The sequence below is a fragment of the Candidatus Dependentiae bacterium genome (assembly GCA_013821315.1).
Lineage (GTDB): Bacteria > Babelota > Babeliae > Babelales > Babelaceae > JACDHA01.
This window is the reverse complement of record JACDHA010000034.1, coordinates 1-11,288: the sequence shown is the minus strand read 5'-3', so window position 1 is coordinate 11,288 and position 11,288 is coordinate 1. Positions and strand designations below refer to the sequence as shown.

The window sequence follows — 11,288 nt, the reverse complement described above, 5'->3', positions numbered from 1 at the left end:
TATTCAACAAAACAAGCAAAAGCAAGCTTCATGGCGTAAGTATGTAAATAAAAATATTATTTTAGGTTCTGTATCTTTAGCTCTTTGTGTGACATTTAGTATTGTGTTTGCAGAGATAATACCAAAGCATAGTGATAGCTCTGAGGAAGAGGTCGTAACAGATTCATGGAAAAAAGGTTATAGAATAGGCTTTGCTGACGGTAGTAGACTGGGCGTTGTACGAGGTGGAGGCAGTGCTATTTTCAGTACAGCTTCTGGCTTAATAGCAGCCAACCAGCTGTATAAAAGTTTTACAGGTCAACATTTAAAAGAAAGCTATAAGTCAACTTTAGCTATCAAACAATTACTTGAATCTACACCTGTTAAGGACAGTGAACAACCTCTAGTAAATTAAATTATCTACTTTATTTTGATAAAAGTTAAGGGCAGAAAAGTCTGCCCTTTTTTGTTACTGTAGTTCAGGAAAAAAGAATGTTAATTCACGTTGAGCCGATTCAACTGAATCAGATCCATGAAGGCCATTAGAGCTTTTTGAAGTACCAAACATAAAACGCAAAGTACCAATACGTGCTTGTGCTGGATCGGTGGTGCCTATAAGGTCACGCCAATCTTGTATAGCATTATGTTTTTCTAAAGCAAGTAAAATAACCGGTCCGGTGGTCATATAACTTACTAGGTCATTATAAAAAGGGCGCTCTTTATGTTCTTCATAAAACTTTTGAGCCTGTTCTTTAGTAAGCACAGTTTTTTTCATGCCAACAATAGAGAATTTGTTAAGTTCAATTGCAGTAATAATTTGGCCTGCATGGAAAGCTTTTACTGCGTCTGGTTTGATAATACCGAACGTTCTTTCAACTTGGGTTGTTAATTGCTCTTTAAGTGATTCGGGGTTAGTAAGAGCATTAGAAATAGCAAGATTTCTATTTTTAATATACGCAGCTCCAAGAGCAAGGGCTACGAGTGCTATAAGACCAATAAGAAGTTTTTTCATGTTCATGCTTTCGCGTTAGTGTATTAAAATTTTAAATAAAATAGGGACGGCTTAAACAACCGTCCCTATTACTTATCTGTTAGTTATACTAAATCAGGAAAAAAGAATTGTAGTTCTACTTTTGCTGTTTCAGGAGCATCAGATCCGTGCGTTGCGTTGTTACCTATAGAGGTACCAAACATTCTACGCAAGGTCCCTGCACCAGCTTTTTTAGGATCTGTTGCGCCCATAAGGTCACGCCATTCTTGAATTGCGTTTTCTTTTTCGAGTGCCATAACAATAACAGGACCAGAGATCATGTAATCTACAAGCTCTCCAAAAAAAGAACGTTCTTTATGTACTGCGTAAAATTCTTGAGCTTGTTCTTGGGTAAGCTGCATTTTTTGCATGCGGGCAATAGAGAACTTGTTAAGTTCAATTATGTTGATAATTTGGCCACTGTGTCCAGCGGTAGTTGCGTCAGGTTTGATGATTGCAAATGTTTTTTCAGCCATGCTGCCTTATTCCCTTAGGTTATTCGTTGCTGTTTGGCGCCTCTTGCTGGCGTGCAACGTGTTTTTCAAGTTCTAACTGTAACTGAGATTTAGCTTTAGCGCCACCGGTTGTTTGGGTAGGTGCTTCTGCTGGCGTTCTCTTTTCTTTACGCTGTGCAGTACTGGTAGAAGTAGATGCAGGTTTTTCTCTTTCTGGTCTTTCAGAGCGCTCTGCTTTTTCAGCAGCTTGTACTTGCTTACGCGGTGCACGTGGCTGTTTAGGCTCTTGTGGCGCTGCTGCAGCTTGTTGTTGCTCTTCTTCAGTTTTCAAACTTAAACCAAGCTTATGTTCTTCTTGGCTTACTTTGATTACTTTAAAGGTTGCCTTTTGACCAACTTTAAGAATATCTTCAACTTTTTCTACGTTGCTTCCTGACAGTTCAGAAATATGAACGAGGCCTTCAATGCCACTAGGTAGTTTAACAAAAGCGCCAAAATTTGTCACTTTTGATACTTCGCCTTCAACAGTTGAGCCTACTGGATATTTCTTTTCAATCTCTTCCCATGGATTTGGTGTTAATTGCTTAATACCAAGAGAGATTTTCTTGTTTTGCTTATTGATGCCGATTATAACAGCTTCAACTTCATCACTTTTTTTAAAGCGATCAGCTGGATGCTCAATATGCTCAGTCCAAGAGAAATCAGAAATATGTACAAGACCATCAATACCAGGAGCTAGTTGTACAAAAACACCGAACTCAGTAACATTACTTACTTTGCCCTTAATCTTTTGACCAATTTCGTATTGTTCACTGATAGCATCCCATGGATTTTTCTCAAGTTGCTTGATACTCAATGACATACGACGATTTTCTTTATCAAGTGATACAACAAGTACTTCAACGGATTCACCCACTTTGAAATGCTTATGAAGATCAGTTATACGATCAGTCCATGATACTTCTGAAATATGCACAAGACCTTCAACTCCAGGCTGAATTTCAACAAATAGACCATAGTCAGTGATACTTGATACAGTACCCTTAACGCGTGATCCAATTTGGATAGCAGGGTCAAGACCTTCCCACGGGTTGTGTGAAAGTTGCTTAAGACCAAGAGAAATTTTCTCGTTAACTTTATCAAATGATAGTACTTTTACTGTTATAGTATCACCGATTTTAACAAGTTCGCTTGGATGGGAAATGCGACCCCAAGTCATATCAGTTATATGAAGAAGGCCATCAACACCACCAATATCTATGAACACGCCATAGTTGGTGATATTTTTAACAACACCTTGAATAACTTGTCCTGGTAGCAATCCTTCAAGTACTTTTTTACGTACTTCAGAACGCTGTTCATTTAAGAATTTACGGCGTGAGATAATAACGTTGCCACGTTTAGGGTTAATCTTGATAATACTTGCAGTAATAGTTTGACCAACAAATTGATCAAAATCCATAACGCGTTGAATATCAACTTGTGACCCAGGTAAGAACGCAGGAATGCCAATGTCGACACTCAAGCCACCCTTAACCTTATGAGTAACAATACCTTCAACAGGCTTGTTTTCTTCGTAAAGCTTCATGATGCGATCCCATGCCTTCATGGCTTTCGCTTTTTCATAGGAAAGGATTACGTTGCCGTCACCATTTTCTAATTCATCAAGAATAACTTCGATTTCTGAGCCAGGGGTTAACTTTTTAAGTTCGTGCTCAGAAAATTCATAGACAGGAATTAAGCCATCGGACTTATAATCAATATCAACCAGTACACCATCTGCGCTTGCTTTAAGTACAGTGCCTTTTATGATATTTCCGGGCTTAAATTTATCTAAAGTGCCTTCATACAGCGCAGAAAGCTCGCCTTTTTGTTGTTCGTTAAGCTGAAATGCTTCGTCGTTAAACGCAGACTCAGCTCTACGAAACTGTTGCGGTTTTAAAAGTTCTTTCGACATTCAATCGCTCCTAAATAGTGCTTTAAGCACGAGATCTTCGTGCAAAGGGAGGCAACAGGGTTAAACAGATACAACGACAAACCTGACTATTTTAAAATAACACGTAATAGATAAATTGACAAATAATTTTTAATTTCTTTAAATAGCTCAACTGTTGCTATTGATGCATTAGCTTTGTTATTTTGGCTTAAATTGTACTGTACTATGTAAGAAGTATTCAGAGAGAGATATGCTAATAAAAACAACTCAATTAAAACAGTATACAGCATTAATTGTTAGTTTTTTATTTTTGTCTGTACACGCATTGCCTGAATTTGTAGTAGTTGTACCATCGTATAATAACGAACAATGGTGTAAGGCTAATTTAGATTCAATTATGCAACAGACTTATCCACATTTTGAAGTTATCTATATTAATGATCGTTCTGCTGATAAAACTAAAATTATAGTTGATGAGTATGTGCGAAATTGCCCGCTTAAAAATCAAATTACTGTATGGCATAACACTAAACGTTTAGGTTCTTTACATAATATATATACTGCTGTTCATTCTTGTGCCAACAATAAAATTATTGTACTTGTCGATGGCGATGATATGCTTTCTTCTAATACTGTTTTAGAGCGTGTAGCCCAAGCGTATAGGAAAGCATGGGTAACCTATGGGCAGTATGCTAACTCAGATGATGGGCAACTAGGTTTTTGTTCTGAATATCCTAAACATATAATAAAAAATAATTTGTTTCGTAAAGATATATGGCGTGTAAGCCATGTGAAAACTTTTTATGCAGGCCTATTTAAGCAGATAAAAAAACAAGATTTATTATATAAAGGTGACTTTTTTACTATGACGGGAGATGTTGCTTTTATGTTGCCTATGATTGAAATGGCATCTAGAGGTCATATTCGCTGTATTAAAGATAGTTTGTATATTTACAACAGATCGAACAGTATTAGTGACTATACAGTCAATAAAAAGTTACAAGCTCATTTGGCAACTGTCATACGATCAAGAAAAGCATATAGCCCACTTAACAAGCTTCCTTTTTAGAGGCTTTTTCTTTAGCAGCGACAATAGTTTATACTAATAGATAAAATAGCTGTTTTAGATGAAAGCGTTTTATATGAAAAATTATCTAGCCTATTGGCTGTGGCGCAGTATGCTTGTTCTGTTTTCTTTTGTTCCTCAAACTCAATTTGTAGGTGCTCATAAGCCTAGCGGTTTGATCAATAATGGTAACACATGCTACATTAATGCTTCTTTACAATGCTTTTTTGCTTTAGAACAATTTAATAGAGAGATCTTAAAAAGTACTTATAGTCCTGGTTTGCTTTACGAGTACCAAATACTTTCTAAAAAGCTTACAGAAAATCAAAGTGTAGTGAATCCTTTACATTTTTGCAGAAAAATGTGGCAGGCTATTGATGCTGTACCTGGTAGCCAAGAAGATGCTTATTTGGTTGTCAATACAGTAATTGCACAAGCAAGTCAAAGTAGCTCTTCTATTAAGAAGCTCTTTAGCGTAGGTTTAGAATCATCTGTAACATGTAGTAGCTGCAAAACAAAATATACAACTTATGATCATGCTACTGAGTTAAATTTAGACCTAAATTGCTCTCAATCGGTGCAAGGCTGTTTAGAGAACTTTTTTGCTGCAGAGCATCTTAAAGATGATAACAAGTATTACTGTTCCAAGTGTAAAACTAAAAATGAAGCTACCAAACAACTCAGCTTACAAAATGCTCCTGAAATACTTGTTGTTCAACTTAAACGGTTTGATAATCTTTTAAGAAAAATTACAACACCTGTTAAAGTTAATCTTACTAATCTAGAAGTGCCAGCAGGAAGTAAGGGCCAACGGACTAGTTATCAACTTGTAGGCTTTGTAGCTCACATAGGGTCATTAGACGGTGGACACTATGTTGCTTATACTAAAGATATTAAATCAAATATATGGCATTATTGTAACGACGCTAGTATAACACAGTGTAATTATATAGAAGACTTTGAAACGTATGGATGTGCTAAAACTCAGCTGTCAGCTATAGGTCAAACACCTTACCTATTATTTTATAAAAAAAGTGGGGACAAGAATTCTTGTCCCTCAAATGTATTTGCGTAATTTATTTAGTTTTAAGAAAATCTACTACTATTTGTGTCCACGATTCCATTGAATCATAATAAGTGAGACATTCTTCAAGCGAAAGCAGTTGGCCGCTTTTTAGTTCTGATTTAACAGAAATACTTGCTTGATTACCAGTAAGTAGTAATACAAGTCCTACGTGTACTTCACCTACAGCGTTAGAGTCATCATTTAAAATACCAAGTGTTTTTACACTATAAGAGCCTTGGTAGTCTACTTCTTCTTCAAATTCTCGCGCAGCCCAATCTATAATATCTGAGCTGGTGATATCTTCTTGGCGAATGTGCCCACCAATACCAAGGGAGTATTTGTTTTTAAGACGCTGTTCAGTCGCTTTTGATTGGCGTTGCATCAAAAAATATTTACCTTCATGCGTAAAAACTAAGTAGGGTATAATCTGTTTATATACAGGATCAGTTTCCATAAGTGATCGCGGCAAAAATTCTTTTTCTTGTTCAATAAGAGCTAAATACTGCTCAGAATCTACTTGTTTAAGGCCTTGCCAATCTCCTTCAGGAAAAAGCTTTGAGCGTTTAACAACTAAGATAAGTTCGTCATGAACTTGTGGTACTACAGGTGTTTGATTTTGTGTATTCATAAATAATCCTTAAGCAAAAATGTACTGTTGTCAGTATACCAGATTGCTTAGACAGCACTACTCAGTTACAAAAAAGAGGCTACAGATAATTCTGTAACCTCTTTATGCAGAACCAATAAATTATTTTTAAGAGATAGTACACCAGCCAGTACTTGCTGGTCTTTCCATGCCTGCAATTAATGCAACCATCTTGTGGTTATTTTGAAGTGCTAAATCAAGCGGAGTAAATCCAGCATTATTTTTCTTAAATAAATATTTATCAATGAGTTGAGTTTTATAAAGTAAATAGATAAGCAAGCTTGTAACTTTATCGCTTCTTGATGCTATAGCAGTATGTAAAGGTGTATTGCCATCTTTATCACATGTATATAATCCAAAGCCAAGTTTTAATAAGCTTATAAGTGAAGCAACGTCATCAGCTTGTATAAGATCAAATAATTTTTGATTAATAAAAGCTTTAGCTGCTTTATTACAATAGACGCCTTTTTGTAAAAGACTTCGTACTGCTAAAAAGTTTTTATTAGCAACTGCTTGATTAAGTTCAGCTTGGTTTTTCAGAGCTTTAATTAGCACGGGATTGTTAGCAAATACTTCTGGTATTGTTGCGTCATAGGTAAGTAAACATTCAGCAAGCAAAGAGCATCTACACATTACAGCTGACGTCAAAGGAGCTGTATGGTAGTTTTGATCTGCTAAATCAGGGTTGGCTTTAAAATCAAGTAAGAGTTCTGCTAAGTCAATGCATTGCTTGCTTGCCACATGACTTGTAAAGCGCTTTGGATCTCCAAGAGAGCCGGAAGTGTGACTGTGTGCTAGAGCAAAAGTTAAAGGAGTATTAGGAGCGGAACACATCTTTGAGTAGTTAACATCAAGACCTGCTTGAAGTAATAATGTTACTATCTCAAGTTTATGGCAATTTATAGCAGTTGTTAAAGCTGCATACTTACAGTGATTTGGTCCTTTAATATCAGCATTATTTTCTATTAAAAATTTTACGATTTGCGTATGGCCATTTTCTATAGCATATATAAGAGCAGTATGCACTGTTGAAGGATTTAATTGGTCGGCAGCATTAATATCTGCTCCATGGTTTACAAGGCGGTCTTGCATTGTTGCTCTATCACCTATTTTAGCAGCATCTATAAGCTGTTGATCATACTGCATAGTATAAGTTATTTGGCTAAGTAACATACAAAAAGTAATAAAAAAAGGGCGTATAAACATAAGGGTCCTTTAAAATAACAATTAAAATAGTAGTGTAGTGAAAGTTGAGATACGTATACCATAATAGTAAAACTATTTTAAAATTTTGTCAAATTAAATAAATTATATTATTATAAAAATTATTATTGAAATAAATCTCAATGTAATTAAGAGCGGGCAAGTTGAATTTTTGGACCACTGTGATACTCTTCATAGTACTATTCTTTTAATTTGATAGGCTCATAAATTCTAATTTTAGGTACTTTTCTATGCAGTATAATGTAAAAGATGTTGAACATAAGTGGTTACGCTTATGGGATACCAAACCGCTTGGTCAGACAAGGACTACTGGTTCAGGTAAAAAATTTTATTGTTTGGATATGTTTCCTTATCCTTCAGGTTCAGGACTCCATGTTGGTCATTGGCGTGGTTACGTACTTTCAGATGTATACACACGTATAAAATGGCTTGAAGGATATAATATTTTGCATCCTATGGGATGGGATGCTTTTGGTCTTCCTGCAGAAAATGATGCTATCAAAAAAGGTATTCATCCAGCTAGTGGTACTGCGTCCAATATAGCCCATTTTAAAACTCAGCTTAAAGAAATTGGTGCTTTGTACGATTGGTCAAAAGAAATTAATACTACCGATCCAGAATATTATAAATGGACTCAGTGGATATTTTTAAAAATGTTTAAAGCTGGACTTGCTTATGAGTCTTATTTGCCTATTAACTGGTGCCCTTCATGCTTAACCGGGCTTGCTAACGAAGAAGTTGTAGGTAATGGATGTGAGCGTTGTGGTACAGAGGTGCTCCATAAAAATGTACGCCAATGGGTGCTCAAGATTACTCAATTTGCAGAACAGCTTATATCGGGGCTTGATAAACTTGCATGGCCTGAAAAAGTTAAGACTATGCAACGTAACTGGATTGGCAAAAGTGAAGGCGCCTACGTTACTTTTAAAAGCCAGCTTACTAATGGTGATTGGCTAGATTTGCCCGTATACACGACACGCGCTGATACATTGTACGGCGTAACGTTTATTGTTATAGCACCAGATCATGATTTAGTAGCAAAAATTGTTCCTGGTAAACAACAAGCAGTTGTAGAAGCTTATCAGCAGCAGTTTACTTCTATGACAGGTACGGAGCGACTAAAAAATATGCACGAAAAAACAGGGATATTCTCTGGAGCTTATGCTGTGCATCCACTTACCAATGAGCAAGTACCCCTTTATTTGGCTAACTATGTGCTTAAAGATTATGGTACTGGTATTGTAATGGGTGTTCCTGCGCACTGTGAACGTGATTTTGAGTTTGCTAAGCAGTTTAATCTGCCTATAAAACAAGTAATAAGCGCCCAAGAAATACAGCTTGATGCTCATGGTACCCTTACGACGGCTTATGAAGGCGACGGTAGGCTTATTAACAGTGAAAGCTTTAGTGGCCAAGAAGCTCATACGTATGGTAAAAATAAAATTACAGACTTTTTGGTAGAAAAAAATCTTGCTGAGCGTAAAGTTACGTATAAACTACGTGATTGGATATTTTCTCGTCAGCGCTATTGGGGCGAGCCGATACCGCTTATTCATTGTGGCATCTGTGGTGTAGTGCCAGTGCCTGAAGATCAACTGCCCGTACTGCTTCCTGAAGTAGAAAATTATCAACCAACAGGAACAGGTGAATCACCTCTGGCTGGTATTGATTGGTGGGTAAATGTTAGTTGTCCTAAATGTCATGGTCCTGCAAAACGTGAAACTAATACTATGCCTCAGTGGGCTGGATCATGTTGGTATTTCTTGCGCTATCCAAATCCAGATTTTAAAGATGGTGCTTTTAACCCCGAAGATATGCAGTACTGGCTTCCAGTAGATTTGTATGTTGGTGGCGTTGAACATGCTATTTTACATTTACTCTACGCACGTTTTTATGTAAAAGTGTTGTATCATTTGGGCTATTTATCATTTGATGAACCGTTTGCTCAGCTATTTAATCAGGGTATGGTAAATAAATACTCTGAAAAATCTGGTAATGTAGAGAAAATGTCTAAATCTAAAGGTAATGTAGTTAACCCAGATGATATAGTAAAAACATATGGCTCAGATGCGCTACGTATGTATATTTTGTTTATGGGACCGCCAGAACTTGATTGTGAATGGCAAGATGCTGGTCTTGAGGGTATTAAGCGCTTTTTAATGCGTTTATGGACGTATATGACTAAGCCCGAATCTATTTTGAGTGCTAATAAGCAAGAAGACAACGAAGTAACGCGGCGACTACACCGGTTTATGAAAGACTTCCAAGAGCGTATAGACTTGTTTAAGCCTAATACAGCCATATCTTCTTTTATGGAATTTATGAACGATATTGCTAATAATTCTGTGCAACTAAGCTCTGATAGTGCTGAAAAAGTGTGTGTAATGCTTTCCTGTATGGCACCTTTTATGGCAAGTGAATTGCTTGAAAAGCTGTTCAATAAATCAGTTGATGATTGTAGCTGGCCAAGCTATGAGCCAAGTCTAGCTGCTAAACATCAGACTACTATTGCTATTCAGGTTAATGCTAAATTGCGCGGTACTTTAGAAATGCCTGTGGGTGCAACTGAGCATCAGGTATCTGCTCCTGCACAAGAGGTTATAGCTAAATGGCTTGAAGGCAAACAGATTAATAAGACTATTTACATTCAAGATAAGCTTATTAACTTTATAGTTTCGTAACTTACTTGCTAACATTTTAATAAAAAGAGCGACTATTGCGGTAGTCGCTCTTTTTATTTTACACTAGCTTTAGTGCGAACAAAGTAGAAATACTTAATCTTGAAAGATACAAGTTCATGAAACTATTTCTAGATTCAGCTAATGTTGATAGTATAAAAAAAGGTATACAAACGGGTCTTGTAGATGGTATAACTACCAATCCAACTTTGCTAAGCAAAGAAAGCGGAAATCTGCGTGATTTGCTTGTCACTATTTGTAAGACAGTTTATCCTCATGACGTAAGCATAGAAGTCACTGAACGTGATCCTCAAGCATTGTACGAGCAAGCTAAAACTATCGCACAAATAGCACCTAATGTAGTGGTAAAAATTCCTTGCTACACAGAATATCTACCTGTTATTAAAAAACTTGTTGCTGAAGGAGTAGGTATTAATATTACTTTATTGTTTTCAGCTGTTCAAGGTCTTTTAATGGGTAAGCTTGGCGTAAAATATATATCACCTTTTGTTGGTCGTCTTGATGATATTGATTCTGATGGATTACAGCTTATAAAAGATTTACGCACTATCTATAACACCTACGGCGTTAAGACTCAAATTCTAGCAGCGTCACTACGCAGTGTCTCGCATGTACATCAAGTAGCTCTTGCGGGCGCTGATATAGCTACTTTGCCAGTAACACTTTTTGAGTCGTTAGCAGACCATCCATTAACAACTAAGGGCATGGCTAAATTTGAAGAAGATTGGCATAAGCTGGGTATAAGCAAATTCCCCTAAAAAAATCTTTAAGGTAGTTATTGAATCGAACAATGAGATAACATATCTTTATAACTCCATTGAGGTTGTTTATTGCAATAAGTAGCTATAAACCGTTGAGTAAAGTCTTTATTATAGATAAGGCCTTCAACAAAAGAGGGTATTCCTGCTTTATTTGCTTTCTTAAAGCCTTTTTCTGTGCCTTCTAATGTAGCTAAAAATTCAAGAACTTTTGCACTTGCTTTACCAGCAGAACCTTTAAAAGCATAATGCCATAAGGTATTACCTGCTTTATCACATGTGTTTAGGCAAAAACCTTTTTTAAGAAGAGCTGTTACTGTGTCAATATCGTCATAAGCAGCTGCTTGCAGTAATTGTCTACGTTTAAGATCGACATATGCTTTAACTAGAATATTAGTAGAGTAATCTTCATTAGAAAGTCTAGGCACT

At 36.4% G+C, this 11,288-nt stretch carries 11 protein-coding genes; 5 read left to right on the top strand and 6 right to left on the bottom strand.

Annotated features, from left to right (window positions below):
• Nucleotides 1–394 (top strand): hypothetical protein (locus H0X48_06410; protein ID MBA3954925.1); only part of this gene is annotated, 394 nt, incomplete at its 5' end.
• A gap of 54 nt (nt 395–448) precedes the next feature.
• Here the strand turns inward: H0X48_06410 and ndk (H0X48_06405) are convergent.
• The 3 genes from ndk (H0X48_06405) to H0X48_06395 form a co-directional block, all read right to left on the bottom strand.
• Nucleotides 449–991 carry a nucleoside-diphosphate kinase gene (ndk, locus tag H0X48_06405; protein MBA3954924.1) on the bottom strand — a complete coding sequence of 181 codons (543 nt, stop codon included), beginning with the start codon at nt 989–991 and terminating at the stop codon, nt 449–451.
• Between the two features lie 83 nt (nt 992–1,074).
• Nucleotides 1,075–1,485: a nucleoside-diphosphate kinase gene (gene ndk / locus H0X48_06400; GenBank protein ID MBA3954923.1), complete on the bottom strand. Its 411-nt coding sequence runs from the start codon at nt 1,483–1,485 to the stop codon at nt 1,075–1,077.
• A 19-nt stretch (nt 1,486–1,504) separates the two neighbouring features.
• Complete coding sequence (locus H0X48_06395) at nt 1,505–3,421, bottom strand: 30S ribosomal protein S1 (GenBank protein ID MBA3954922.1); 1,917 nt, start codon at nt 3,419–3,421, stop codon at nt 1,505–1,507.
• A 229-nt stretch (nt 3,422–3,650) separates the two neighbouring features.
• On the opposite strand from H0X48_06395, the gene H0X48_06390 reads away from it, so the two are divergent.
• Complete coding sequence (locus H0X48_06390) at nt 3,651–4,469, top strand: glycosyltransferase family 2 protein (protein ID MBA3954921.1); 819 nt, start codon at nt 3,651–3,653, stop codon at nt 4,467–4,469.
• A gap of 73 nt (nt 4,470–4,542) precedes the next feature.
• Complete coding sequence (locus H0X48_06385) at nt 4,543–5,541, top strand: ubiquitin carboxyl-terminal hydrolase (GenBank protein MBA3954920.1); 999 nt, start codon at nt 4,543–4,545, stop codon at nt 5,539–5,541.
• A gap of 1 nt (nt 5,542) precedes the next feature.
• Here the strand turns inward: H0X48_06385 and H0X48_06380 are convergent, their stop codons facing one another.
• Nucleotides 5,543–6,160: a hypothetical protein gene (locus H0X48_06380; protein MBA3954919.1), complete on the bottom strand. Its 618-nt coding sequence runs from the start codon at nt 6,158–6,160 to the stop codon at nt 5,543–5,545.
• Between the two features lie 126 nt (nt 6,161–6,286).
• Complete coding sequence (locus H0X48_06375) at nt 6,287–7,384, bottom strand: ankyrin repeat domain-containing protein (GenBank protein MBA3954918.1); 1,098 nt, start codon at nt 7,382–7,384, stop codon at nt 6,287–6,289.
• 248 nt (nt 7,385–7,632) lie between these two features.
• On the opposite strand from H0X48_06375, the gene H0X48_06370 reads away from it, so the two are divergent.
• A complete protein-coding gene (locus H0X48_06370; GenBank protein ID MBA3954917.1) occupies nt 7,633–10,083 on the top strand; it encodes a leucine--tRNA ligase in 2,451 nt (816 codons plus the stop codon).
• A 116-nt stretch (nt 10,084–10,199) separates the two neighbouring features.
• Nucleotides 10,200–10,859, top strand: a complete 660-nt coding sequence (locus H0X48_06365; protein ID MBA3954916.1) for a fructose-6-phosphate aldolase — start codon at nt 10,200–10,202, stop codon at nt 10,857–10,859.
• A 17-nt stretch (nt 10,860–10,876) separates the two neighbouring features.
• Here H0X48_06365 and H0X48_06360 read toward each other — a convergent pair.
• On the bottom strand, nt 10,877–11,288 hold a 412-nt coding region (locus H0X48_06360; GenBank protein ID MBA3954915.1), incomplete at its 5' end, for an ankyrin repeat domain-containing protein.

Coding starts and splice junctions, on each gene's coding strand:
- ndk (MBA3954923.1), bottom strand. CDS start 1,485: ATGGCTGAAAAAACATTTGCAATCATCAAACCTGACGCAACTACCGCT.
- H0X48_06380 (MBA3954919.1), bottom strand. CDS start 6,160: ATGAATACACAAAATCAAACACCTGTAGTACCACAAGTTCATGACGAA.
- H0X48_06395 (MBA3954922.1), bottom strand. CDS start 3,421: ATGTCGAAAGAACTTTTAAAACCGCAACAGTTTCGTAGAGCTGAGTCT.
- H0X48_06375 (MBA3954918.1), bottom strand. CDS start 7,384: ATGTTTATACGCCCTTTTTTTATTACTTTTTGTATGTTACTTAGCCAA.
- H0X48_06370 (MBA3954917.1), top strand. CDS start 7,633: ATGCAGTATAATGTAAAAGATGTTGAACATAAGTGGTTACGCTTATGG.
- ndk (MBA3954924.1), bottom strand. CDS start 991: ATGAAAAAACTTCTTATTGGTCTTATAGCACTCGTAGCCCTTGCTCTT.
- H0X48_06390 (MBA3954921.1), top strand. CDS start 3,651: ATGCTAATAAAAACAACTCAATTAAAACAGTATACAGCATTAATTGTT.
- H0X48_06365 (MBA3954916.1), top strand. CDS start 10,200: ATGAAACTATTTCTAGATTCAGCTAATGTTGATAGTATAAAAAAAGGT.
- H0X48_06385 (MBA3954920.1), top strand. CDS start 4,543: ATGAAAAATTATCTAGCCTATTGGCTGTGGCGCAGTATGCTTGTTCTG.